Annotated in this window: 22 protein-coding genes and 2 pseudogenes; 13 read left to right on the top strand and 11 right to left on the bottom strand. The window is 72.6% G+C overall.

Translation table 11 applies throughout. The features are described 5' to 3' along the window. The first annotated feature begins 99 nt into the window (after nucleotides 1-99). The 3 genes from RM590_RS31485 (at nucleotide 100) to RM590_RS31475 (ending at nucleotide 2373) form a co-directional block, all read left to right on the top strand. Entirely contained in the window at nucleotides 100-1170 is a 1071-nt protein-coding gene (locus tag RM590_RS31485; protein ID WP_311708194.1) for a LacI family DNA-binding transcriptional regulator, read from the top strand. Nucleotides 1171-1219: 49 nt separating this feature from the next. Further along, the gene (locus tag RM590_RS31480; protein WP_311708193.1) at nucleotides 1220-1891 is read left to right on the top strand and encodes a class I SAM-dependent methyltransferase; all 672 of its coding nucleotides are present in this window, start codon (nucleotides 1220-1222) and stop codon (nucleotides 1889-1891) included. 281 nt (nucleotides 1892-2172) lie between these two features. Next, on the top strand, nucleotides 2173-2373 hold the full coding sequence (locus RM590_RS31475; protein WP_311708192.1) for a hypothetical protein: 201 nt from the start codon (nucleotides 2173-2175) through the stop codon (nucleotides 2371-2373). 92 nt (nucleotides 2374-2465) lie between these two features. Here the strand turns inward: RM590_RS31475 and RM590_RS31470 are convergent, their stop codons facing one another. After that, on the bottom strand, nucleotides 2466-3575 hold the full coding sequence (locus tag RM590_RS31470) for a DUF4037 domain-containing protein (RefSeq protein ID WP_311708191.1): 1110 nt from the start codon (nucleotides 3573-3575) through the stop codon (nucleotides 2466-2468). Nucleotides 3576-3655: 80 nt separating this feature from the next. Between RM590_RS31470 and RM590_RS31465 the strand changes: the two genes are divergently transcribed. After that, entirely contained in the window at nucleotides 3656-4231 is a 576-nt protein-coding gene (locus tag RM590_RS31465) for a uridine kinase family protein (protein ID WP_311708190.1), read from the top strand. 28 nt (nucleotides 4232-4259) lie between these two features. On the opposite strand, the gene RM590_RS31460 is transcribed toward RM590_RS31465, so the two are convergent. Further along, the gene (locus tag RM590_RS31460) at nucleotides 4260-5309 is read right to left on the bottom strand and encodes a LacI family DNA-binding transcriptional regulator (protein ID WP_311708189.1); all 1050 of its coding nucleotides are present in this window, start codon (nucleotides 5307-5309) and stop codon (nucleotides 4260-4262) included. Between the two features lie 214 nt (nucleotides 5310-5523). Between RM590_RS31460 and RM590_RS31455 the strand changes: the two genes are divergently transcribed. After that, on the top strand, nucleotides 5524-7545 hold the full coding sequence (locus RM590_RS31455) for a glycoside hydrolase family 127 protein (protein ID WP_311708188.1): 2022 nt from the start codon (nucleotides 5524-5526) through the stop codon (nucleotides 7543-7545). Nucleotides 7546-7643: 98 nt separating this feature from the next. Here RM590_RS31455 and RM590_RS31450 read toward each other — a convergent pair whose 3' ends face one another. The 4 genes from RM590_RS31450 to RM590_RS31435 all read right to left on the bottom strand — a co-directional run bounded on the left by RM590_RS31450 (nucleotide 7644) and on the right by RM590_RS31435 (nucleotide 12615). Further along, complete coding sequence (locus RM590_RS31450) at nucleotides 7644-9224, bottom strand: aldehyde dehydrogenase family protein (RefSeq protein ID WP_311708187.1); 1581 nt, start codon at nucleotides 9222-9224, stop codon at nucleotides 7644-7646. 5 nt (nucleotides 9225-9229) lie between these two features. After that, nucleotides 9230-10561 (bottom strand): TrpB-like pyridoxal phosphate-dependent enzyme, encoded by a 1332-nt coding sequence (locus RM590_RS31445; protein WP_311708186.1) that lies wholly within the window; start codon nucleotides 10559-10561, stop codon nucleotides 9230-9232. Nucleotides 10562-10801: 240 nt separating this feature from the next. Beyond that, on the bottom strand, nucleotides 10802-11485 hold the full coding sequence (locus RM590_RS31440) for a transglycosylase SLT domain-containing protein (protein ID WP_311708185.1): 684 nt from the start codon (nucleotides 11483-11485) through the stop codon (nucleotides 10802-10804). Nucleotides 11486-11814: 329 nt separating this feature from the next. Next, the gene (locus RM590_RS31435) at nucleotides 11815-12615 is read right to left on the bottom strand and encodes an SAM-dependent methyltransferase (protein WP_311708184.1); all 801 of its coding nucleotides are present in this window, start codon (nucleotides 12613-12615) and stop codon (nucleotides 11815-11817) included. 364 nt (nucleotides 12616-12979) lie between these two features. Between RM590_RS31435 and RM590_RS31430 the strand changes: the two genes are divergently transcribed. Next, complete coding sequence (locus RM590_RS31430; protein WP_311708183.1) at nucleotides 12980-13498, top strand: NlpC/P60 family protein; 519 nt, start codon at nucleotides 12980-12982, stop codon at nucleotides 13496-13498. A gap of 83 nt (nucleotides 13499-13581) precedes the next feature. Here the strand turns inward: RM590_RS31430 and RM590_RS31425 are convergent, their stop codons facing one another. Then, nucleotides 13582-14358 carry an SAM-dependent methyltransferase gene (locus tag RM590_RS31425; protein WP_311708182.1) on the bottom strand — a complete coding sequence of 259 codons (777 nt, stop codon included), beginning with the start codon at nucleotides 14356-14358 and terminating at the stop codon, nucleotides 13582-13584. A gap of 120 nt (nucleotides 14359-14478) precedes the next feature. Next, entirely contained in the window at nucleotides 14479-15087 is a 609-nt protein-coding gene (locus tag RM590_RS31420; RefSeq protein WP_311708250.1) for a maleylpyruvate isomerase N-terminal domain-containing protein, read from the bottom strand. Here RM590_RS31420 and RM590_RS31415 point away from each other — a divergent pair. Continuing rightward, nucleotides 15024-15656, top strand: coding sequence for a MerR family transcriptional regulator (locus RM590_RS31415; protein ID WP_394814010.1), 633 nt, complete (start codon nucleotides 15024-15026; stop codon nucleotides 15654-15656). The genes RM590_RS31420 and RM590_RS31415 overlap by 64 nt on opposite strands. Before the next feature lie 25 nt (nucleotides 15657-15681). Here the strand turns inward: RM590_RS31415 and RM590_RS31410 are convergent, their stop codons facing one another. Together RM590_RS31410 and RM590_RS31405 are read right to left on the bottom strand one after the other, a co-directional pair. Next, nucleotides 15682-16899: a hypothetical protein gene (locus RM590_RS31410; RefSeq protein ID WP_311708180.1), complete on the bottom strand. Its 1218-nt coding sequence runs from the start codon at nucleotides 16897-16899 to the stop codon at nucleotides 15682-15684. A 110-nt stretch (nucleotides 16900-17009) separates the two neighbouring features. Continuing rightward, nucleotides 17010-17180: pseudogene (locus tag RM590_RS31405) on the bottom strand (AfsR/SARP family transcriptional regulator); the annotation flags it as partial. 141 nt (nucleotides 17181-17321) lie between these two features. On the opposite strand from RM590_RS31405, the pseudogene RM590_RS31400 reads away from it, so the two are divergent. The 4 genes and pseudogenes from RM590_RS31400 (at nucleotide 17322) to RM590_RS31385 (ending at nucleotide 21154) form a co-directional block, all read left to right on the top strand. Next, a pseudogene (locus RM590_RS31400) lies at nucleotides 17322-18349 on the top strand (NADP-dependent oxidoreductase). Between the two features lie 3 nt (nucleotides 18350-18352). Then, nucleotides 18353-18961, top strand: a complete 609-nt coding sequence (locus RM590_RS31395; protein WP_311708178.1) for an NAD(P)H oxidoreductase — start codon at nucleotides 18353-18355, stop codon at nucleotides 18959-18961. A gap of 45 nt (nucleotides 18962-19006) precedes the next feature. Continuing rightward, entirely contained in the window at nucleotides 19007-19660 is a 654-nt protein-coding gene (locus RM590_RS31390; RefSeq protein ID WP_311708177.1) for an ABC transporter ATP-binding protein, read from the top strand. Between the two features lie 3 nt (nucleotides 19661-19663). Then, nucleotides 19664-21154: a hypothetical protein gene (locus RM590_RS31385; protein ID WP_311708176.1), complete on the top strand. Its 1491-nt coding sequence runs from the start codon at nucleotides 19664-19666 to the stop codon at nucleotides 21152-21154. A 55-nt stretch (nucleotides 21155-21209) separates the two neighbouring features. Here RM590_RS31385 and RM590_RS31380 read toward each other — a convergent pair whose 3' ends face one another. Continuing rightward, nucleotides 21210-22280, bottom strand: a complete 1071-nt coding sequence (locus tag RM590_RS31380; RefSeq protein ID WP_311708175.1) for a cellulose binding domain-containing protein — start codon at nucleotides 22278-22280, stop codon at nucleotides 21210-21212. Nucleotides 22281-22864: 584 nt separating this feature from the next. Here RM590_RS31380 and RM590_RS31375 point away from each other — a divergent pair. After that, a complete protein-coding gene (locus RM590_RS31375) occupies nucleotides 22865-23422 on the top strand; it encodes an RNA polymerase sigma factor (RefSeq protein WP_311708174.1) in 558 nt (185 codons plus the stop codon). A 555-nt stretch (nucleotides 23423-23977) separates the two neighbouring features. Then, nucleotides 23978-24364: a hypothetical protein gene (locus RM590_RS31365; protein WP_311708172.1), complete on the top strand. Its 387-nt coding sequence runs from the start codon at nucleotides 23978-23980 to the stop codon at nucleotides 24362-24364. Nucleotides 24365-24738: the final 374 nt, after the last annotated feature.

Below are 24738 nucleotides of genomic sequence, written 5' to 3'. Positions count from 1 at the left end.
AAGGGTCCGCCAGCCCGGCGCCCTCGGGCAGCTCGGGAGCGCTTCCACTGCCATTACACTGCCCGGGATGACGACAGACGCTTTCTACGGATTCCCCGCATGACCAGCGGTGACGGCGGGCCGGCGACGCTGCGTGACGTCGCGGAGATGGCCGGAGTGTCCATGGCGACCGTGTCCCGGGTCATCGCCGACAACTACCCGGTGGCCCAGCGCACCCGCCAGCGCGTGCTGCGCGCCATCCGCGAGCTGGACTATGTGGCCAACACCCACGCCCGCGCGCTGCGCGGCCGGGGTACTCCCACGGTCGCGTTCGTGCTCAACGACGTGCGCGGCCCCTCGTTCGCGCAGGTCGCCCACGGGGTCGAGGAGGAGGCGGCGCGGCGGGGCCGGATCTGCCTGATCTGCACCACCCAGGGCGACCCCGACCGGGAACTCGCCGTGGTGCGGACCATGCGCGAACAGGGCGCCGGAGCCGTCATCCTCATCGGCGGAGTCGTTGACGACGCCGCCTACCGGGAGCAGATGACCGCCATCGCGCATTCCCTGGACGCCTCCGGATCGCGGCTGGTCCTGTGCGGGCGTCCGCCGCTGGGCGAGGGCGTCCCCGCGACCGTCGTCGAGTACGACAACGAGGGCGGCGCGTACGCGATCGTCAGCCGGCTGCTCTCCCAGGGGCACCGCAGAATCCTCTTCCTGGGCGCCGACGTCAACAACGCCACCACGGCCGCCGGCCGGCTCGCCGGATACCGCCGGGCGCTGGCCGACTTCGACGCGCCGGTCGAGGACGGGCTCGTGCAGGAGTGCGACTTCGGCCGCGCCGGAGCCTACGAGAACCTGATGGCGCGCCTGCGCCGCGGCCGCGACTTCACCGCAGTCTTCGCCGTCACCGACTCCGCCGCCGCGGGCGCCCTCGCCGCGCTGACCGACTCCGGGATCCGCGTTCCCGACGAGATGTCCCTCGTCGGCTACGACGACGTGGACCCCGCCACCGACCTGCGCCCCCGCCTGACCACGGTGCACGTGCCCTACGCCGAACTGGGCCGGACCGCCGTCCGCCTGGCCCTCGGGCTGCGGGACGGCGAGGCGTCCTCCGCCGAGCAGCACGCCATGCTCGGCACCCACGTCGTGGTCAGGGACTCCACGGCACCGCCGCCGCGCCCCGGCGCGTGACCGGATAATTGGGTGGCCCCTCCTGGGCGTGCTCGTTAGCTTCGTGCCGGTGATCCATGAGCATCCGCTGGCCTATGTGCTCGGTCTCGAAGGCATCGCCCTGCTGCGTTCGTTCACCGGGGAGTTCGGCCCCGAGTTCGTCGACGCGCGCATCGCCGAGATCCGCACACTCCTCGACGACCCGTCGCTGGCGAACGCCGCCGTGGACGTCGCCCGTGTGGACACGGTCGAGGGCTACCGGATCTGGTCGCAGACGTATGACGGCCCCAACTCGGCGTTCGACTTCGACGGGCCCGTGGTCCGGGAGATCGTCGCCGCGCTGCCGACCGGTGTCGCCCTGGACGCCGCCTGCGGCACGGGACGGTTCGCGGCCTGGCTGGCGGAGCGGGGGCATCGCGTTCTCGGCGTGGACAGTTCGCCCGCCATGCTCGCCCGGGCCCGCGACCGGGTGCCGCGGGGCGAGTTCCACCTCGGTGACCTGCGTCGCCTGCCGGTGGCCGACGAGGCGGTGGATCTGGTCGTCTGCACCCTGGCGCTGACGCACGTTCCCGAACTGGGGCCGGTACTGGCGGAGTTCGCCCGCGTGCTGCGACCGGGCAGGCATCTGGTGATCTCCGACATCCATCCCGAGCGGGTGGCGCGAGGCGGGGTGCCGCCTGTGCGCCGACCCGACGGGCAACCGGGACGGGTGGCCACCCACCGCCACTCGACGGGCGCCTAGGGCCTGTATCGAGTTCCCGGTCGGATCAGCCCGCGGCGTCAGACGCGGTGCCCCCCCAGGCCCTTGGGGGCCTGGGAGGTACCCCCAGCAAGGCACCGGATCGCAGCTCATACCCGGCCGTATTCGCGCGATTCGGCTGGGGGCACCTCCCAGACGGAGTCTGGGGGAGCGGCGAGGTGCCGTGACTGGCGTCGCGGGCCCGGGCGGGAACTCGATACAGGCCCTAGCTGCGCGCCGCGCTCGCCGCGGGACTGGGTGTTCGCCGCTGCGAGGAACCACTCGTGCCCGCCGAGCGGACCCCGCCGGGGGAGACCCCGACGGCGCCCGCGGCGGTGGGCCCCTGGGAGACCTGGCCATGGTGCCTGAACGACCTGGCACCCGAGGCGGCGAGAGCGGCCAACGCCGGAGTACCGGCCGTGATCATCTGGCACTTCCAGCGGGCCGGGACACGGGAGGACGACCGCCCGGCGCGGGCCCGCTGACCGCCGAGCGGTGGGGGATGCGGCCGGACCCGCGCCGCCGCGGATGATCGTTCCCCCGGGTACGACGACCGGCCCCGGAGCGCCACCACCACTCATTCGGGCAGCGCCGGCACAGCGGCACGCGCCGGGGCGTGCCGGCTGAGGAAGTCCGTGCTGTCGGCCCACTGATCCACACCGCCGGTCAGCGGCAGGACCCGCAGTTCCGGATCGGTGACCGTGTCCGCGAGCGCCCGCGCGAAGCGCTCGGCGTGCAGCACCAGGAACGGCCGGCTGTGATACGTCCGGCGCCCCGGGTCCACGGGTTCGGCGAGCCCGGTCTCGTTCTGCAGCGTCGCCAGCGCCTCATAGGCGTCGCACAGATGCCGCTCCCGCTCCGGGTACTCCGTCGCGGCCAGCGCGCCCCGCAGCGACGGAGTGAGCGAGCCGGCCTCCGCCAACTGCCCGAAGGCGCTGCCCAGCCACTTGCTGTACGGCGCGTACCGCCGCCGCAGCAACAGGCACAGCCGCATCAGATCCCGCACCAGCCGTCCGGCGACAACGGCCGAACCGAGGTCGTCCCCGACTTCCGCGCAGCGCCCGACGAACGCCTCCTCCTGGGAGATCCGCTGCCACTGACAGGCGAGCAGATACCGCCACACCTGGTCGGGATACCACTCCAGCCGCCGCCGCGCCGCGGTCAGCGTGCCGAGCCCGTCGTGGAACACCGCGCCGCACGTCACCTCGGCCAGCCGCTGCTGCGGCATCGTCAGCCAGTCCCGGTGGGTGAGCGCCGCCGCGACGGGATCGACGCCGAGCCGCTCCTCCAGCCAGCCGCCCACCTCGTACACCGACACCCGGTGATCGACCGGCCCCTCGGTGAGCTCCATGTGCCCGGAGACCGGGTCCAGCGGATTGTCCCGCCGCTGGAAGTGCGTGGGCCAGCCCCGCACCTGCTTCGGCAGCCGCTCACCGAGGAGCCGGCGCATCTCCTCCGCCCGCCCGGCCGCTTCCCCGGGCGGCAGGAACAGCTCCAGCCGGGGCCCCCACTCGTGGTCGGCCGACCGCGCCGTGTCGAAGCCGAGGACCTCCGACCCCGTGCCGACCCGCGCGGCGGTGTGCCGCAGACCCGGGAACATCTCGTCCAGGATGGGGCGTACCGCCTCCTCGTAGAGGATCCGGGACAGTTCGAGCCCGGGAAGGAACGCGGCACCATGTGTCGTCATGCGGCCACTGTGCTGCGGGTGAGGACCGCACACCACCCAATATCCTGCTCCCTTCCGGACAGTGAGCGAGGGACGCGGACATGACGACGCACATCGGCGAGGCCATACTCCGGCAGGCCCGGGCCCGGAGCACCGGAACGACGCTGGTGGCCGTGGACGGCGCGGGCGGATCCGGCAAGAGCACCCTCGCCGCCACGCTGGCCCGGCAGTTGGGGGACTGCGCCGTCGTGCACGGAGACGACTTCTACCGCCCGATGCCCGACGCCGAACGCGAGCGGCTCAACCCCGAGCAGGGCTACCGCCGTTACTTCGACTGGGAGCGGCTCGCCGACCAGGTGCTGCGTCCCCTCCGGGCCGGGGAGGCGGCCCGTTACCAGAAGTACGACTGGGCCACCGGCCGCCTCGGCGCCTGGGAGACGGTCGCCCGCGGCGGGGTGGTCCTGGTCGAGGGCGTCTACACCGCGCGCCCCGAGCTCGCGGACTTCTACGACCTGACTGTCTTCGTCGACACCCCGCGCGAGACCTGCCTGGACCGGCTGCGCGCACGCGGCGAGAACTCGGCGGAGTGGATAACGCGCTGGCGGGCCGCCGAGGACCACTACCTGCGCACCACCCGCCCCGCCGAACGCGCCACTCTGGTCGTCGCGGGCGCCTGAGCCACCGCCCGCCGTGCGCCGCGGTCGGTCAGCCGCGCGAGGCGGCGGCCGGAACGGCGGTGGACTCCCGGATGACCAGGCGGCAGGGCAACGTCTCGGTGCCGCGCGCCCGGCGGCCGTCGATGGCCTCCATCAGCCGCAACGCCGCCGTGCGGCCCAGCTCGGCGAGATTCATGTCGACGGTCGTCACGGGCGGCCGGGACGCCTCGGCCATGATCTCCCAGTTGTCGAAACCGGCCAGGGCGATGTCGTCCGGCACCCGGCGGCCCGACTCGCGCAACGCGTCGGCCGCGCCGCGCGCGATCTGGTCGCTGCCGCAGAACAGCGCGTCCAGGGACGGATCCGCACGCAGCGCCAGGTGCACCGCCTGACGCCCCCAGGACTCGCTCCACTCGCCGAAGTACACCGGCGGGGCCGACGCCGCCGCACCGGCCTCCCGCACCGCGCGCACCGTGTGCTCGGCCCGCACCGCGGCGGACGCGTGGTGCGCCGGGCCGGTGATGTGCGCGATGCGCCGGCGGCCGGTGGCCAGCAGGTGCTCCACAACCAGGCGGGCGCCGCCGGCGTCGTCGGGGACCAGGGAGATGTCGTCGGGATCGGTGGAGGGGCCGAGCGCGTAGACGACGGGCACCGGCGAGGGAAGGGACAGCGGAGGCCGCGGGTCGGTGCGGTGTCCGGTGATGATCAGCCCGTCGATGCGCCGGTCCAACAGGGTTTGCACATAGTGCTGTTCACGGATCTGGTCACCCCGGGTGTCGCACAGGAACACCAGGATGCGGCCCGCGCCCAGCGCGTCCTCGGCGCCGAGCAGCACCGGCAGGCTGAAACGGCCGATGCTGTCGGTGGTGATCAGGCCCACCGTGAAGGTGCGGCCGGACAGCAGGCTCTGGGCCATCGCGTTCGGCCGGAAGCTCAGCTTGCGCGCCGCCTCCAGCACGCGCTCGCGGGTCTCGGCACGCAGCCTGCCGCGCCCGTTGAGCGCCTTGGAGACGGTGCCCGGTGACACTCCGGCGAGCGCCGCCACGTCGTGGATCGTGGCGGCCCGTCCCGACGCGTCCCCGCGTGGCGTCACACTCATGGGAAATCCTTTGCCTCCTGCTGGCAGCGGGGAGCCGGATGTCTCTCCCAGACGACCATGATGCCACGCCCACCAGCGACCGTCATCGCGGAGGAACGCGGCCATCGAGGCGGATCCCTTGACGCCGACCAAGGCCACTCCTAGCATCCTTCAGCGGGAAAAGGGTTTCCCAGTTTTCCAAGGCTGCGAGTCCAGAGCTGCAAGGGAGCCGTGCATGACCGCCGTCCCGTCCACACCCCCCTCCGTCGCCGGACACCCCGGCCCGATACGCCTGGGCCCGGACGCCCACGCGGCCCTGCGGCCCGCCGACCGGGCCACCGTCACCGGTGGCTTCTGGGCCGAACGCCGCAGGGTCAACAGCGAGGTGAGCATCCCGCAGGGGCCCGACCGGCTCGCCGCGGCGGGCAACCTGGAAAACCTGCGACGGGCCGCCGACCGCGAGTCGAGCGGCTTCCGGGGCGGGTTTCCGTTCCAGGACTCCGACGTCCACAAATGGCTGGAGGCCGCCGCCTGGCAGCTCGGTGAGCCCGGCCCCGACCCGGAGCGGCACACCGCCCTGGAGGAGCAGGTCGGCGAGTTCATCGACCTGCTCGCCCGGGCCCAGGAGGACTCCGGCTACCTCAACAGCTACTACCAGGTCGCCAAGCGCGACGTCCCCCACTTCACCGAGCTGCGCTGGGGCCACGAGCTCTACACCGCGGGCCACCTGATCCAGGCCGCCGTGGCCCACCACCGCACCACCGGCCGCCGCGAACTCCTCGACATCGCCATGTGGTTCGCCGACCACCTCGCCGACAACTTCGGCCCCGAGGGCTCGGGCAAGCCCGTGGACAGCATCGACGGCCACGCCGAGATCCAGACCGCCCTCGTCGAACTGGCCCGGGAGACGGGGGAGAGCCGCTACACCGCGCTCGCCGGGTACTTCGTCGACCGGCACGGCGGCGCGCTGCCCGAGACCAAACGCACCGGCCTCGGCCGCCCCGGCTACTTCCAGGACCACACCCCCGTGCGCGACGCCCCCGCCGTGACGGGCCACGCCGTCCGCCAGCTCTACCTGCTCACCGGCGCCGCCGATGTGGCCACCGAGACCGGAGAGGCGGAACTGCGCGCCGCGCTGGAGCGGTTGTGGGCCGACATGACCGCCCGCCAGACCTATGTGACCGGCGGCATCGGCGCGCACCACTCGGACGAGGGCTTCGGCCAGCCCTACGAGCTGCCCAACGACCGCGCCTACTGCGAAACGTGCGCCGCGATCGCCTCCGTCCACTTCAGTTGGCGCATGGCACTGCTCACCGGCCGGGCCAAATACTCCGACCTCATCGAACGCACCCTCTACAACGGGGTGTTGTGCGGAGTGTCCCTCAGCGGCGACCGTTACCTCTACGACAACCCGCTGCACGTCCGGGACGGCCACGCCGACCAGGAGGGCGTCGGCCCCCGCCGCGTGCCGTGGTTCGACTGCGCCTGCTGCCCGCCGAACCTGATGCGGCTGCTCGCCTCCCTGCCGCACTACCTCGCCGCCGCCTCCGCCGACGGCACGGCCATGCACGTCCACCAGTACGCCACCGGCACGCTTGAGGCCGAACTCGCGGGCGGACCCGTCGCGTTGCGCGTGGAGACCGACTATCCCTGGCAGGGCCGCATCGCCCTGACCGTCGAGGACACCGCCGCCGGGCCCTGGACCCTGGCCCTGCGGATTCCCCACTGGTCGGCCGGGAACTGGAACGTCACCGTGGGCGGCACCCCGGCGCCGGCCGGGGAGTGGACGCTTGAGGACGGCTGGCTGCGGCTGACCCGCGACTGGGCACCGGGCGAAACGGTGGAACTCGACCTGGACATGGCCCCCCGGTTCACGCTGGCCGACCCGCGGGTGGACGCAGCACGCGGCTGCGCCGCGATTGAACGCGGCCCCCTCGTCTACTGCGTGGAGAGCGAGGACCAGCCCCCGCTCCCGGCCGGCAGCGGCCTGGACGACCTCGTCGTCGACACCTCCGCCGGTCTCACCTCCGGCTGGCGGCCCGAACTGCTCGGCGGCGTCGCGACCGTCACCGCCACCGCACGCGTGCGGCCCCGCCCCGAATCCGGGGGCGACGGCGACTGGTGGCCCTACCGGCCCGCCGCCGTGGGCATTCCGGCACCCGCGGACGAGCCGGTGAACCTGACCGCCATCCCCTATTACGCGTGGGCGAACCGCGCGGACGGGGCCATGCGCGTCTGGCTGCCCGCCGACGCCTGAGCCCGACGGGCCGTTCGCGGCGGCGCGAAGGCGAACTCCCCGGCGCGGTGACGTCCCCGAGCAGGGACGCCACCGCGCCGCGGCCTTTCCTGGCACCGCTACACGACGGCATGGGCCTGAGTGATGCCCTGGAGATGCGTGGTGGACAGGTGCGGGTAGTTGAGCTGCCCATGGGGACCGCCGGTCCGGCCGGTGCCGCCATGCGTGGAGAGGTACGGACTGAAGGCGATGTGTGAGGTGTTGATCTTGAGATGGCCGGCGTTGGTGGTGCGCTGGGTGAACGTTTCGATGATGCCCGGGTCGCTGGTCCACAGGGAGTTGCGGAGCCCGTAGGGGTTGTCGTTGAGGAAGGAGATGACCGCGCTGAGAAGGTCCGGGGCGGCGTCGTCGGGACCCGGGACGATGACGGGCATCAGGGGGTAGAACGTTTCCTCGGTGACGGCGGGGATGGTCGTGGCGTGCCGCAGTCCGGGCACGCGGAGCAGGGTGGGCTCAAGGAACGGGCCCGTGGCGCTGGGACTTCCGTCGATGTCGACGCGCTGCCCGCCGCACAGCAGCCCGCAGCCGTTCGCCCGGGCGTGGGTCAGCGTTTCGTAGAAGCGGTCGATCTTGAGCACCGGCGTGAGGAGCGTGCCCGGATCGGCGGCATAGCCCGGCCGGAGCGTCGCGCAGTGCCGGATGAGCTTGTCGATGAGCCGGTCGGCGATGGCCGGGTGGGCGATGGCGTACTTGGGGACCATGCAGATCTGGCCCGAGCCGTAGAAGCACTCGGCGATGGCGTGGGTGGCCCGGTCGAGGTCGGCGTCGTGCCAGATCACCACGCCGTCGTTGCCGGCCAGTTCGAGGATGGGCTTCTTGCCGTGCGCGGTGGCCTGGGCGCCCAGTTGCAGTCCGGTGTCGCTGTCGCCGAAGTACATGATGTCGTTGACATGCGGGCTGGCGATCCACTGCCGGAGGATCGGCTGGGTGGGACCGGAGACGATGTTGAGCGTGCCGGGAGGCGCGCCGAGCGCGTCGAGGATGGGCGCGATGAGGTCCCGGTAGAGATAGGCGACGCCCAGGGGAGAGGTGCGGGGAGCCTTGACGACGAGAGTGTTCCCCGCGGCCAGGGCGCCGATGCCGAGGGCCGAGTTGGACGTGGAGGCGTTCTGCGGCGGGCTGAGGCACACGACGCCGTCCGGTTTGCGGATGAGCGTGATGGTGTGGTCCGCCGTGTGGAAGTGCTGGTGGGCCTGGGCGCGGTAGTAGGACGTGATCTCCGGCCCGGAGCCGGTCAGCATGCCGTCGATCTCCCAGGACGCGAGACGGCGGGGATGCCCCTCGGACATGAGGATGTCCAGCAGCTCGTCACGGTGTTCACCGAGGACCCGGTGCGTGCGGTTGAGCAGCTCGATCCGGGTGTCCAGCCCGATGGCGGCCCATGGCTCGCGGGCCCGGTGGGCCGCCGCGAGCGCGTCCTCGATGTCCTCGGGAGCGGAAAGGGCGACGCGCCCGGTGATGCCGCGGGCGTCCTCGCCGGTGGGGAGCGCGGTGTCGGCCGGGGACGTGGCGCGCTCCAGCCGGCGCTTGCGCCGGAAGACGGCGCGCGGGTCCGCGAGGAAGGCGTCGGCGTCGGCGGTGTAGGTCCAGCCGGTGCCGGTGCGGTCCGCGCCGTTGATGTACTGCGGATAGGAGCGCATGCCGGTCACCGGACCGCCGCGTGCGGAACCGGTTCTTCTTCGACCATGGGGTCGGTGTGGTGACTGTGGTACGCGGGCAGGTCCAGCAGGCCGTGGCCGCTGTAGCAGAAGACGATCGTGGCCGGGTGCCGCCGCTCGCGGCACTGGTGGGCGGTGTCGATGACGGCCCGGATGGCGTGCGCGGTCTCCGGGGCAGGCAGCAGGCCGTGGAGGCGCGCGAAGAGCGTGCCCGCCTCGAAGACCTCGTGCTGGGGATAGGCGCGCGCCTCCAGCAGACCCTCGTGCCGGACGAGGCCGACCAGCGGCGCGGCGCCGTGGTAGCGCAGCCCGCCGGCATGGATGGGCGGGGGAACGAAGGCGTGCCCGAGCGTATAGGTCCGGGCCAGAGGGCCCAGCCGCCCGCTGTCGGCGTAGTCGTAGCGGTACTCGCCGGCGGTCAGGGTCGGACAGGCGGCGGGCTCGGCGGCCAGGACGGTCATCTCAGCGCCGGCGAGCTTGTCGGCGAGGAAGGGGAAGGCGAACCCCGCGAGGTTGCTGCCGCAGCCGACCGAGGCGACGAGATAGTCGGGCACCGCGCCGATGCTCTGGAGCTGCTCGCGCGTCTCCAGCCCGATGACCGTCTGGTGGAGCAGGACATGGTTGGCGAACGCGCCCATCGACAGCCGGCTCCCCGGGTGGGCGCGCACGGTCTCCAGCGCCTCCGAGACCGCCGTCGCCTCCGAACCGGGGTGATCGGGGCGGGCCGCCAGCAGGTCGCGCCCGTACGCGGTGTGCGGGCCGGGGCTGGGCAGCACCTGCTGACCATAGGTCTCGATGAACTGCCGCCGCGCCGGCTTGGTTTTGTAGCTGGTGCGCACCATGTAGACCAGCGCGTCGACGCCGAACCGGGCACCCGCCACGGCCAGCGCGCTGCCCCACTGCCCGGCCCCGGTGTCGGTCACGAGCCGCTCCACGCCCTCCAGCCGTGCGTAATAGGCCTGGGCCAGCGCGGAGTTGAGCTTGTGGGAGCCGGACGGGCTGGAGCCCTCGTACTTGAAGTAGATCCGCGCGGGGGTGTCCAGATGACGCTCCAGGGCGAGGGCGCGGTACAGCGGGGTCGGGCGCCACAGCCGGTAGGCGTCACGGACTTCCTGGGGGATGGCGATCCACCGCTCCAGCGAGGTCTCCTGGGCGATCAGCGCCCTGGGCAGCAGGGTTTCCAAATACTGGGGCCCGACCGGCTCGCGGGTGACCGGATCGAGGTAGTCGTCCGGCAGCTCGGGCAGGTCGGGCACCACGTTGTACCAGCGCCGGGGGATTGCGGAGACGGGCAGGTCGAAACGTTCCAGTGCGTTCACCGAATGATCCCTCGCGTTCGTCGTATGGGAGGCGGCCGGCGAGGGCCGCGCCGGAGGGCAGGGGAGCACCCGTACAACTACCCAACGCTTTCAGGCGCATACATTCGGTGAAGGTTTCGCGGAGGCGTGAAATCGGCGCGCAGCGCGTCCCGCGCCCCCGGCGCGGGATCGCGACGTCACGCCGCGTTCTGCCCACGGCCCGCCCCCCGGTGGGGGAGCGGGCCGTGGGGCGGCGCGCGGTCAGTACGCGCTGTAGACGTTGTCCATGGAGCCGTAGCGGTCGGCGGCGTAGTTGCAGGCCGCGACGATGTTGGCGACCGGGTCGTAGAGGTCGTACGCGGTGCCCTCGACGTGGTAGGCGTCGAAGGTGGGCTGGATGACCTGGAGGAGTCCCTTGGACGGCGTGCCGTTGATGGCGTTGATGTCCCAGGTGTTGATGGCGTTGGGGTCGCCGCTGGACTCGCGCATGATGTTGCGGTGGATGCCCTCGTAGCTGCCCGGGATGCCGTGCTCGTCCATGATGGCGAGGGCCTCGCGGATCCAGCCGTCGAGGTTGTCCGGATACTCGGGCTCGTCGGCCTTCTCGTCCTCGGTCTTCTCGTCCTCGGTCTTCTCGTCCTCGGTCTTCTCGTCTTCCCCCTTCTCGTCCTCGGCCTTCTCGTCCGCGGGCGTCTCGGCGGCGGGAGCGTCCTCGGTGGCGACGCCATAGCGGAACGTCGCGATGCCGTTGCCCGGGGCGTCGAGCGTGAACGCCATCGGGGCGGCGGTGTCCGAGGCTATGGGGTCGATGGCGGCCGGCTCCGCGGCCGCCGCGTTCGGGGCGAGCGAGACGGCCACGGCGGCGGCGCCCGCGGCGGCGACGCCGGCGATCGAGACCCGGCGGGTCCTGGTCGGGCGGGGGCCGGTGGTGCTGGTCGCGGGCATGGGTGCTTACCTCGTTCAATGGGGGGAAAGCGCCACGAATGTGGACGACGGCCATTGTTATCGGCCATTCCGGCGACCGGCAAAGGTGTGCTCTACGGTGCGGGCTCGTAGCGGCCGCGGCGGTGCCCGGCGCGGGGCGGCCCGCGGCGGGGCCGCACTGGACGGCGCGTTCTGCTATTCCGCCTCGTAGGTGAGCGTGGTCACGTGCCGGGGCTCACAGCGCGGCGGCATCGCCCTCGCGGAGCGTCACCGCGGAGACGCACATCGCCGGCGGCCGACCCCGGCCGCGGGAAGGGAGGGGAAACGGCGCCCGGCGCCCCGGCCCGGTGTCACGGCTTGCGCGCCACGCCTCCGTGCGCGTCCACCGCGGTGGTCGGGCGGCCGACGTCGAGGCGTTCGGGGCGCCACTGGCTCAGCTCGGTGATCCCGGGCGGAACGAGCGCCAGCCGGTCGAAGTAACCGGCGATCTGCCCGGGGGAGCGGGAGACATAGGGGATGCCGCCCTGCTGGTTGTAGAAGTTGTTGGCCCGGACGTACAACTCGGTGTCGATGCCGTCGTAGAGGGCCAGGAAGCTGCCGGAGGGCAGGCCGTCCATCAGGGCGTTCACGATGGAGCGGGCCTCGTCGTAGTCCTCGATGTGCCCCAGGACGCCGACGAGCATGAGCGCGACGGGCCGCGTGAGGTCGAGGGTCCGGGCGGCGCCCTCCAGGATCTTCTCCGGCTCCCGCAGGTCGGCGTGGACGAACGCGGCGGCGCCCTCGGGCGTACTGGTCAGCAGGCCCCGGGCGTGAGCGAGGACGAGCGGATCGTGGTCGACATAGACGATGCGGGCCCCGGGGGTGATCCGCTGGGCGATCTCGTGGGTGTTGTCCGCGGCGGGCAGGCCGGAGCCCACGTCGAGGAACTGGACGCCCCCCGCCTCACCGGCCAGGTAACGCACCGTGCGTTCCAGCCAGTACCGGGAGACGAGCGCGATGTCCACGATCCCCGGGAATATCTCGGCGTAGGCGTCGGCGGCCGCTCGGTCGACGGTGTAGTTGTCCTTGCCGCCCAGCCAGTAGTTCCACACCCGCGCCGAACGCGGCACGGAGGTGTCGATCCCCTGGATCGGGGATGCGTCGTCGCTCATGCCGGGAACCTTCTCATCTCGCTTGTCACCACGCGTAGTTGACCTAGGGTAAACATAGCGGCCGGCCGATGGCGCCGGCCGGTGCGTCCCGGGGTGTCACAGCCGGGGGCAGGTGTCGAGTCGCGCCCGGAGGGGAACGTGCGGCTGCCGGTCACCCGCCACGCGGTCTTGCGCACGGTGTCCGGGACGACGCGCATGCCGGCACGGGAACAGGCCGGTGCCGTCGGGCCGTTGACCCCGGCCGCCACGCGCCGGCCCTGCAGATGGTCGGTAGGTCCCCGGTCCGGCATGGAAAACCTGTGCTGGCGCGCACTTGCTCGACGCTACGCTTCGTGGCCGCCCAATCGATCACCAAGGGAACCGCATGGAACACGACTGGCAGACCTATGCCGACAACGCCATCACCTGGGCCCGGGGACATCTGGGTTCGACCGCCTACACCTCACGCTGTCTGGCCTTCGTGGAGGACGCCTACGAGAGACCCAACCACCGGGAGATCTTCGGCGGCGACTTCGCCCGCGAGTCCGCCGAGCTGTACGCCGTCCAGGACAACACCGGGGTGCCTCCGACCGGTGCCTTCGTCTTCTACGACGCCAGCGGCGAACTCTTCGGCCAACGGCGGAACTGGGGCCATGTGGGGCTGTGCGTCGGTGACGGCCAGGTCGTCCACGCCTGGAACCAGGTCAGGATCGACCACTACCTGGGGATCGAGAACCTGGCGGGCCCTCCCGGCTGGGACGCCCTCCGGTGGCTCGGGTGGGCGCCGATCGAGCGGATCTTCCGGGGCAGCCGGCCGAAGGACTGGACGGCGACGGGCGACGCGGCCACCGCCGCCCGGCGTGCGGCAATGGCCCGGTTCGGGACCGGGGCGGAGTCGGCCTGAACAGTGGGGAGGGCGGTCGGTCCCGGCAACAGCCGGGACCCGCGCACCGATCCGCCGGCCCCGCGTTCTCGTCCGTACGGTGATTACGGCTTGATGGCCAGCCCGCACACGCAGTCCACCGGCGGCCCCTCCTCCAGAAGGGGGAAATCGGGCCGCCAGCTCTCCACGGTCGTCACGCCCGGCTCCAGGAGTTGCAGGCCCTCGAAGAACTCGGCGATCTCCGCCGGGCTGCGCAGCGTATAGGCGCCGGCCAGACGCGCGTTGTAGTTCGTGGTCGCGCTGTTGAGGGTGGCGTTGGTGTTGGTGCCGTCACTGATCGCCAGATAGCTGCCCGACGGCATCGCGTCCATCAGCCGGCGCACGATCTCACCCGGCCGGTCCTCGTCCGGGAGGTGTCCGAGAATGCCGAGCATGGTCACGGCGACGGGCCGGGAGAAGTCCAGTACCCCGGCCGCCTCTTCGAGGATGCGCTCGGTGCCCCGCACATCGGCGTCGACGTACGCGGTCATTCCCTCGGGGCTGCTGGTGAGCAGGGCGCGGGCGTGGGCCAGCACGAGGGGGTCGTTGTCGACGTAGACGACCCGGGACTCGGGCGCGACGCGCTGGGCGATCTCGTGCGTGTTGTCCACCGTCGGCAGCCCTGTCCCGAGGTCCAGGAACTGCCGTATCCCCGCCTCTTCGGCCAGGTAACGCACCGCGCGGGCCAGGAACATCCGCTGGATCCGCGCCGTGCGCACGATGCCCGGGTAGACCTGGGTGACTTGTTCACCGGCGATCTTGTCGGCCTCGTACCAGTCCTTGCCGCCCAGCCAGTAATTCCACACCCGGGCCGAATGGGCCCGCGACGTATCGATGTTCATCCGAAACCTCCCACTGGCATGGCACTTGGTGCACCGAAGCGTAGCCACGTCCCGCCGCCGCGGTGGCACGGGAGTCGCAGACTGGCCGGGGACCGGGTCGACGCGCGGACAACCCGCCCGTCAGAGCGCTGTGTTCGCCAGCCAGTGGTCCAGGAGGGCGTGGTCACCGCCGACCGTCGGCCCGGGACCGTCGGCCGGCAGCCGGCGGGTGACCAGCAGCAGGAGCTCCCGCTCGGTTCCCCGCACCACCACGTCGGCTCCGCCCGTCCGGCGCTCCCGCGTTGTTCCGCGCGGCGTGCGCGTGATCAGCCACCCCGCCTGCGATTCCTCCCGCGGACCGAACTGAAGCGTCTCGCCGTGGCCGCGCACCCGGGCCAGGTGGGGCTTGAGCGTCTCCGGGCCCGGCGTGGACAGCCGTTCCCGGGATTCGCTGATCGCATCGGCGGCGAGTTCCGGGGCGACGCGGAACTCGGTGCCGGAGACGAGTTCCGCGTCGCGCGGATCCGGTATGGCATCGGGTTCGCCGGTCCGCACGATCTCCGCCGCCCACCGGTGCGCCTGGCCGATGTGCCCGACGAGACCGCGCAGCCGCCACTCCGGGCAGGTGGGGACGTGCGTGTCCCGGGCCGGCCCCGCCACCGCGCCGGCGAAGGCACCCGTCTGCGATCCGCTTCCACTGCGATGAGGGCATGCTGGAGTTCCGGCGCGGCGCGGGCGGGCACCGCAGATTCGGCCCGGCGGCGGTCGGCCGGCTTCGCCTCCTCCGCGGGCTGTGCGGCCTGGGGCTGAGCCTGCCCGCGATCGACGGGGTCCTCGCCGGCCGGCTCCCCCTCGTCGAGGCGGGCGCCGCCGAACGCGCCGAGCTGGAGACGCTTGCCTGGCGGCGTGCCACGCTGCGCGCCGTCGAGGAGGCCGACCCGGCCGAACGGGCCGCCCGCCTGGAACTGCTCGCCTCGGTGCCCGGCGGGCGCGCCGCGCGGGACGGTTTCGTCGCCTTCTGGCGGCGGCTGATCTCGACACCCCTGCCGGCGGAGATGTTCGACATGTTCCTCGCCGTGGGCGTTCCCAGCCCGCCCCCGGACCCGACCCCCGAACAGGCCGTCGCCTACGCCGGGTTGCTCTCCCTGGTCGAGGACCGGTCCCTGGAGCGGAAGCTGCTGGCCCGCGCCAGGGCCAACTGGGAGGTGATCCCCGAGGAAGTCGCCCTGCTGACGGGGGGCGGCGAGGCGTGGGGCATGGTCAGGCCCCTGCTGCTCGCGGGGCGGCGGCCGGAACCGGGCCCCGCGCTCGAACGGTAGACGGCCGAGTGCGACGCCGCGCGGGTCAGCGCGCCGCGCCGCTCTCGCGGAATGCGGCGGTGAGCGCGTCCTCGCCCAGTGCCGCCCTGACCCGGGCCGAGATCCGGTCCACATCGCCGCGCTCGGCCGGCGGCAGTGGTGTTCCCAGCGAAGCCCGGAGCGCCCCGGCCGTCTCCAGCAGGTGCGCCGCCTCCCGGAAATCACCGGCGAGCGCCGCGGCTCCGGCCAGCCCCTCCTGGGCCAGCGCGATGGCGCGCGGATCACCCATCTCGCGGGCCGCGGCCAGGCCCTGACAGTGGAGGGCCCGGGCCGACTCGGCGTCGCCGCGCTGCTCGGCGAGGAAGCCAAGCTCGGCCAGGAGCAGCGTCAGGCCGTAGAACGGCGCCCCGTAGTCGGTGTGCAGGCGCCGGTCCCAGGCGAGCGCGGCACGGAAGTGCGCCTCCGCCCTGTCGAACTCCCCGGTCCGCCTGGCCACGAGATCCAGCCCGACGCGCGCGAACTGCTCCGCGAACGCGTTCGCCTGCTCGGCCGCCAGCCGCATCCCCCGCTCGTGGAACTCAGCCGACCGGGCGAAGTCGCCGGTCAGCAGCGCGATGCGGCCGAAGCTCGACAGACGGTAGGACACGTCGGTCCACAGCCGCAGGCCCTCGGCCGTGCGCAGCCCCTCGCGGTGCAGGCGGACGGCCCGGTCGTAGTCGCCGTTGATCTCGGCCAGGTGGCCGAGCATGTCGGAGGCCTGGAGCCGCCCCCAGCCGTCGCCGAGGGTGGTGAACAGCGCGAGGCTGTCCGCGCCGCTGCGCTCTGCGGTGGCGAAGTCCCCCTGGAACGTCGCCTGTTTGGCCCGGCTGCTCAGCGCCGCCGCCTCACCCCAGCGGTCACCGAGGGCGCGGAACGCGGCCAGCGCCCGGTCGTTGAGCTCCTTGCCGGTGGCGACATCCCCGAAGTGCAGATGCGCGAACGCCAGAAACCACCGCGAGCGGGCGTCGTGCGGCCCGAGGCCGCCCAGCGCGGCGCGCCCGCGCTCCCGCAGACCGGTGCCGCCGCCGGTCAGCATCGCGAACCCGGCCTCCCACGCGGCCGTTGTCGGACTCGACCCGCCGGACAGCCCCAGCGCCAGGGCGAGCGAACGGTGACCCTCCCGGTGCCGCCCGCGCAGATACCAGAACCAGGCAAGGCTGTTGACCAGGCGCAACGCCAGCGGCGAATCGCCGCGTTGGACGCTTCCCTCCACGGCCGCGCGCATGTTCAGCGTCCAGGCGCTCCAGCCACGGCCGCTGCTGCTGGCCGTACAGATGGGGCTCGGCGCGTTCCGCCAACTCCGCGTAATAGGCGTCATGGCGCCGCCGGACCTGGTCCATCTCGCCCGCCGCCCCACAGATCGTCGGCGAGGCGATCCGGCGACACCGGCCGCCCCTCGTGGACCAGCAGGTCCGCGAGCAGCGCCCGGACCTTCAGCTCGGGAACCCGCACGGGCCGCCCGTCGGCCGTCCACACGGCCAGCGGCCCCAGTACTCCGAACTCCACCCGGTCACGTTAGTCCACCGCCCCCCAGCGGACCGTCGGCGAACCCCCAGCGGATCGTGCGCGGGCGGCGGCAGGGTGAACCCGGTCGTGCTCCGCACGCCCTCCCGCTGTCCCCGGCTCCATCGAAACGGAGAAAACAGCATGTCCGGCCAGAACCTCACCAGCCGCGAGATTCGCCTGGCGGCCCGCCCCGTCGGCGAACCCGGCCCCGCCAACTTCGAACTCGCCCGCACCGACGTCCCCGCGCCCGCCGAACTCGCCGACGGGCAGATCCTGGTGCGCAACACCTAAATGTCCGTGGACCCGTACATGCGGGGCCGGATGGACGACGCGGAGTCGTACATCCCCCGTTCCGGCTGGGCGCGCCGCCGGAGGGCGCGGCGGTCGGCGAGGTCGTGGCCTCCCGCTCCGACGCGGTGGCCGTGGGCGCCACCGTCACCCACTTCCTGGGATGGCGCGAATACGCCGTCCTGGACGCCGCCGCCGCGACCGTCGTCGACACCGCGCTCGCGCCGGCGGAGGCCTACCTGGGAGCGCTGGGCGCCCCAGGGCTCACCGCCTACGCCGCGCTCACCGAGGTGGCCCCCGTGCGGGAGGGCGACGTCGTCTTCGTGTCCGCGGCGGCCGGAGCCGTCGGCAGCGTCGCCGGACAGCTCGCCCGCAAACTGGGAGCCGCCAGGGTGATCGGCTCGGCCGGCGGCCCGCACAAGGCCGAGCGGCTGCTGACCGCGTTCGGATTCGACGCCGCGATCGACTACCGGACCGGCTCCGTCGCGGAACAGCTCACCGCGGCCGCCCCCGAGGGCATCGACGTCTACGTCGACCACGTCGGCGGCGACCACCTCGTGGCGGCCATCGACGCGCTGCGGCCCGGCGGCCGGATCGCGATGGTCGGCGCGATCAGCGCCTACAACGCCACCGCACCCGTTCCCGGCCCCGGCAATCTGTTCCGGCTCGCGGCCAAGGACGCCACGCTCCGCGGCATGCTCGTCACCTCCTGCACCTCGCTCCTCCCCGAGTGGGTCGGAAAGGCCGCGGGCTGGCTGGCCGACGGCTCCCTGCACGCCGAAACCACCGTGGTCGACGGCCTCGAACAAGCCCCCGCCGCCTTCCTGGACATGATGCGCGGCGCCAACATCGGCAAGATGCTCGTCCGGCTCGGAGGCTGAACGATGCCCGCACGCAACGCACTTCTGGTGGTCGCCCATCCCCGCCCCGACTCCCTCACGGCACGGATCGCCGACCGCGCCCGCGAACGACTGGCGGACGACGGATTCACCGTCGACGTACTCGACCTGCACGCCGAGGAATTCGACCCGAGGATGACAACGGAGGACGAACCCGACTGGACCGACCGCGACAAGACGTACTCCGCCACGACCGAGGCACACATGCGCCGCCTGGCGGCGGCCGACACGATCGTCGTCGTCTTCCCCGTCTGGTGGATGGGCCTGCCCGCCATCCTCAAGGGCTGGATCGACCGGGTCTGGAACTACGGCTTCGCATACGGCCGCGGCCGGCCCCGCCTGCACGGCAAGCGCATCCTCTGGTTCGGCCTGGCCGGCTACTCCGAGGACGACTTCACCTCTCCCGGCTGGGACGAGCTGCTGAAACGCCAACTCACCGAGGGAATCTCCCGGTTCTGCGGCATCGACGACGCCACCGTGCACCTGCTGTACGGCACCGTCCCCAACGGCACCCCGGCGGCCCGCCACATCGCGGCCCTCCTCACCACCGCCGACGCCGACCTGACCACCCTCCTGACGAAGAGCACCACATGAACCCGCCGCGGTGGCGCCGGCGGCGCGTGTGTTCTGATGGGCGCCATGGAGATCCTGCGGCTGGTCGATGTCCACCACGACTACGGTGAACGACCGGTCCTCGCCGGGGTCGACCTGGGCGTCCGCGCCGCCGAATGCGTCGCACTCCTCGGCGACAACGGAGCGGGGAAATCCACCCTCCTGCGCATAGCCGCGGGCCGCGAACTCCCGGTCCGCGGCGACGCGTTCTACCGCGACAGCCCCGCCGACGAGAACCAGCCGCACGTCAGGACCGGCATCGCGGCCGTCCTCGAAGCCGGGGCCTGCTACCCCGACCTCACCGTCCGCGAACACCTGATGCTGGTCGCCCTCGCCCACGGCGGGGGCGAGGAGTCGCAGGCCACCGTCGACCGGGCCCTGGCCCGGCACCGGCTCGCCGACCACGCCGATGTCCTGCCCTCCGGCCTCTCCTCCGGACTGACCCAGCTCCTCGCGCTGGCCACCGCCTGGGTCCGCCCCTACGACCTGCTGATACTCGACGAGCCCGAGCAGCGCCTCGACGCCCGCGCCCGCACCGAACTCGCCGAACGCCTGCGGGCGGCCAAGCACAACGGTGCCGCCCTTCTCATCGCCACCCACGACCCCGGACTCGCGGCCGAGGTGAGCGACCACACGTTCACCCTGGACGACGGACAACTCCGCACCCTCACCGCACCCTGACCCGTGTCCGACACCACCCACGACGCCCTGGCCCACCTCCGCCGCCTCCGCGCCGGCAAGCGCCGCGCCGACCGCAGGAACGCCATGTACACCGCGTACTGCGTCCTGCTGCTCACCGCCATCTGGGGCGTCCCCTACCTCGCCGCCCTCGGCCGAGCGGCGGACCGCGGCGACTGGCATGGCCAAACCGCCGACCGCGCCCTGGACTTCCTGCCGCCCATCGCCCCCGCGCTGTTCGCCCTGGTCCCGCTCGCGGCGGCACTGCGCGCCCGCTGGCGCGGCCCGGTCCTGCTGGACGCCCCCACCGTGGCCTGGCTGCTGCCGCACCCGGTACCCCGCGGGCCCCTGCTACTGCCGCGCTTCCACCGCTCGGCCGCGCTGGCCGCCCTCGCGGGCACCGCGGCCGGAGCCGTCGCCGGGCTGCTGGTGCACGCCCTCGGCGCCGGCACCTGGTGGACGGCCGTCCTCGCCGGAGCCGGCGGAGGCAGCGCGGCCGGCTGTCTCGGCACCGCAGCCGGGGTCCTGGTCCAGCGTCACGGCACGCTACGAATCGCCCTCACCGCACCGCTGCCCATCGCCGCCCTGGCGGCGGTCCCGCTGCTGGCCGCCGCGGGCCGGGCACCCGGCTGGGCCGGCGCGGCCGCCGCCGCGCTGACCGCCGCCGGCACCGCGGCCCTTCTCCCGGTCGCGCGCGGGGTCGTGCCCGCGATACCCGCCCGCGTCCTGCGCGAGCAGGCCGCCGTCGCCCTCCGGCTGACCGCCGCGCTCTACGCCTGGGACCCCCGGCAGGCCCGCGCCACCGTGCGCGCCGCCACCGGCCGCCGCCCTCGCGTCGCGGTCCGGCTGCCCCTCCCACGGCACCGCCCGCTGCTGGTGCCATGGCGGGACGCGACCGGGCTGCTGCGCTCGCGCGGGCGCCTCGCCTGGGCCACGTTCTGGTGGGCTCTCGCGCTGCTCTGCGTATGGACCGGACACCGCTACGCCGTCCTCGCGGCCCTGCCCGCCGGCTACCTCGCCGCCGCCCAACTCGTCGAGCCGGCCCGGCTGGAGCGCGACGACACCCGCCGCGCGGCCCAACTGCCGTGGCCCGCGGGCACACTCGCTCTGTGGCACGGGCTGCTCCCGGCGGTCCTGCTGCTGGCCACCGGCGTCGTTCCGGTCGCCCTGTGGCGGGACTCCGCCCCGCTGCTCCTGCTCGCCAGCGTTCCCGCGCTGGTCGGCGCCGCCCTGGTCAGTGCGTATCGCGGCGTCATGCCCGGCCATCTGCTGCTGGGCACCGAGAGCCCGCTGGGCGGCACCGGGCCCGTTCAGGCGCTGCTGTGGCACGTCCGGGGACCGCTCGTGGTGCTCACCGTCCTGGGCGTGGCCCAGGTCCAGGCCGCCAACGACCGGTGGGGGAGCGTCACTTGGGTCTGGGTGCTGGCGGCCGGCCTCTGCGCGGCGGCCTGGGCCCGGAGGGTGGCCGGGCCCGCCATCCTCCGGGGCGGGGGATAGGCGAATCCGGGGATGCGGCCCGGAAGGGGCGGGAGATCCCCTTCCGGGTGACGCCTCACGCCGTGGTGCAGGCCGAGTTGTTGAGGGTGAAGGCGGTGGGGGCGGACGCGTTGCCCGTGTGGGTGGCCTGGAAGCCGATGCCGACGCTGGCGCTCGGTGCGATCGTGGCGTTGTAGGCGGCGTTGACGGCGGTGACCGTCCCCGTGCGGGTGCTGAAGGTGGCGTTCCAACTCGAGGTGATGGTCTGGCCGTCGGGGAGGGTGAAGCCCAGGGACCAGCCGTTCACGGGCGTCGTCCCGGTGTTCGTGACGGTGATGGAGGCGGTCAGGCCGGTGTTCCAGCTATTGGTGGTGACGGCGACACGGCAGGCGCCCGTTCCCGGGTCGGGGTCCGGGTTGCTGCCGTCGCCGAGCGCGGCGGTCAGGGCCGGGTACCAGCGGCTCTCCAGCTTCTGGATCCCGGTCGTCTCGTTGGGGTGCACGCCGTCGGTGGTGTCCGTCGCGGTGTCGAAGCCCGTCCACTGATCGACCACGGTGACCGGCGACTGCTCCGTGCTGTGCGTGGCGGCCCAGCCGGGAATGGCGTTGTTCAAGTTGACCACGCCCTGGGCGCAGTCGGTGCAGCCGCTGGGATTCATCGGCGGAATCTGCGCGACGATGAGCTTGACGTCCGGGTTCTCGGCGCGCATCTGCCCCAGCAGCGTGGTGTAGGCGTCCAGGATCGTGGACGTGGGCAGGTGGCTCCACACGTCGTTGGTGCCGAGCATCATCATCACGACGTCCGGCCCGGTGGCGGACAGCCAGCCGGGAAGCTGGTTGTCGTTGGCGATCCCGGTGGCGAGGAAGCCGCCGTGCCCCTCGTTGTCGATGTCGAAGGAACCCTGACAGTAGGGGTTCTGCTGGGTGCCGACGAAGTCGACGTCGGTGTGGCCGGTGGCCTGCAGGTGCTGCCACAGCAGCGCCCGCCAGCAGCCGTTGTTCCCGGTGATGGAGTCACCCAGCAGCATGACCCGGGCGGGGGTGGCCGCCGCGGCCGGCTGCGCCGCGAGGCTGGTGCCGGCCGCGGCCAGCAGGGTGACCAGCAGTATCAGGAGCCGGCTGAGCCGGCGTTGTCTTGAGGCGGGCATGAACGCTCCTCAGGATCGGGGGCGGGTGGCGGGCATACGGACGGACCGGTGCGGCGAAACTGGGAGCGCTCCCAAAGCGAACTATCGGGGTGTCAGTGACTGTCGTCAATCCCCGCGACAAGCATCACGCACCGCCCCCGCCGGGCTACACGCCGCCGCCCCGCGCCACGGGCGGAACGAGACGCAGGAGCATCGCACCCCGTCCGCCAACAGCCCCCGCGGGAAGGCTCGTTCCCCGGGCCCATTTCCCCCGCAAAGGTGGCGTTGCGGTCGGCGCGTCGTGCCGACTCCTGGGGCTTCCGTGAAGCGGGATGAAGTGCGGCTCGTCATTCTCGTTTGTTCGGATGAACCAAGCGCTGTCGCCGACCCAGCGTGGGGTGGTCGCCCGACCGTCCGCCCTGGCCCGCAAGAGCCTGTGCGGATTCTGAATCCTTCTGCCAGCTGGTTGCTCTTATGGGTGTGTGTGGGTTTTGGGGCCCGCACGGCGAAGGAGGGTCTGATGGCCGTTGTTGTCGGTGCCGTGGTGGTCGCGGCCGTGCTGGTGTGTAGCTGCGTGCTGTTCTTGCGGAGGAGGGCGCGTTCGCGTGGCTAGCTTCGGGAGGTCTTCGTGGCCGGGTGACCAGCTCGTTGCCGCGGCGCAGCGGGGGGACGAGGCGTCGATCGCCGCTTTGGTCTCGGGCGCGCATCCGCATCTGCGGCGTTTCGCGTTCTCGTTGTGTGCGAGCAGCCAGGACGCCGAAGACGCGGCGCAGGAGGCGGTGATCGTTCTCTTTCGCAAGATCGGAACGCTGCGGGCAGCGGGTGCTCTGGCCTCGTGGATGTTCCAGGTCGTGCGTCACGAGTGTCTGCGGCGCGCGCGGGCGATGCGGCACCGGGAGGGACCGGTGGCCGAGGTGGTCGTCCCGTCGGCGGAGGAGGAGGTCCTGGGCCGGCTGGAGATTGAACGCGTGGCCGCGGCCATTGCTTCGTTGCCCATCGATCAACGTCGTGTGCTGATCATGCGAGATGTCCAGGGGCTGCCGGGAAGCGTCGTGGCCAGGTCTGTGGGGCTGAGCACGGCGGCGATGAAGTCCCGGCTGCATCGTGCCCGCGCCGCTGTGCGCGCCGCCTTGGATGTCCGGAGTGGGGGAGCGGTGGCATGAAGAATCCGGTCGTTCGGAGTGGGAGATCGTTCGCCAGTAGGTCCGTGCCCGTCCATCTGGCGCGAGGAATTGTCGGGTTCGGGCTGCTGGCCGGATCGGTTGCGCTGGTTCCGGACCTTGGCCTGGGCGGGTTGCTGCTGTTGCCGGCGGGTGTCGTGGCGCTGCGCGGTTGTCCCGCCTGCTGGGTGATCGGCTTGGCGCAGACGATGTCGCGCGGGCGCCTGGAGCGCTCGTGCGCCGATGGTGGCTGCCGGGTGGGCCTCCGGGGCTCGGGTGGGTCGGTTTCGGTAGGCCGGCTGGAGAGTTCACCCTCGCACGGAGATTCCTGAACTGGCGTCGGACTCGTGCGCCGACCCGAGGATGACGACCGGTCCTGGTGCCCGCTGGCAGGCCCACGTGGTGGGGCGGGGCCTGCCTCCATTCCTGTTCATGTGCTCCAGGCTGCTTGCCGCGCCGTGTCGGGTCGCGGGTGCCCGTACGAGGCCGGGCCCCGGATATCGTGGGCGTTCAACGCGGCGGAGCAGCCCGGGCGTTGGCGGACCGGGAGGGGGCGGCATGGCAGTGGTGACGCGTTTGGTCACTCACGTTGAACTGGACGACGGTGCCACGGACGCTCGGGAGATCTCGGTGGCGGCACGCCTCGAGGCCGTTCTCGCGGACGGTCGCGGTCTGGTGCTGCTCGACGACCGCGGCTGGAGCTTCTCGGGCGGAGCCGACATCTGGACGCGGATCTCGGCCGAGGATGTCCGGAGGACGGCCCGGATGGTGGTCGGGCCGGACGAGCCGTTCGGCGGCAGGACGCGTGAGCAGATGACTGCGGATCACTGGGGTTGCCTGGCCGGTGTTCTCGGGCGGCAGGGTGTGGGCGTGGACGCGCGCTTGCTGGAGCGGCTGCCGCATGACGTCGTGCTCGGGGAACGCCTTCGAGCGCGGTTTGCCTGAGCGGCCGAAGCTGGGTGCGGCCGGGCGTCCCCCGCCCGGGCAGGCGTGATGCGTGCTTATCTCGTGAGACTCAGCTCGCGTAGGGCGTCGGCGGGGTGGTTACGGTAGTGGTCGTGGGCGGCGGTGTTGTTGGTCCATCCGGCGAGGTGGGCGAGGCTGATCGCCAGGCTGCGGAAGGTCGCGAGGGCCCGGGGCAGGCTGCCGGTGCGGGCTCGGCTGGCGTCCTCGCCTAGTGCTACAGGGCTAGCCCTGGGTATTCAGCGGAACTGGGCGGCCTGACGCCCCGATAGCAGAAAGGCGCCGTTGACCTGCGAGGATGCGAGTGTCTACGTCGTATCCGCTGCAGAGAGCAAGGCACCTTTCCGGTGGTTGAG

The organism is Streptomyces litchfieldiae, assembly GCF_031845365.1.
Classification (GTDB): Bacteria; Actinomycetota; Actinomycetes; order Streptomycetales; family Streptomycetaceae; genus Streptomyces; species Streptomyces litchfieldiae.
This window is presented reverse-complemented; position numbering and strand designations above follow the sequence as displayed.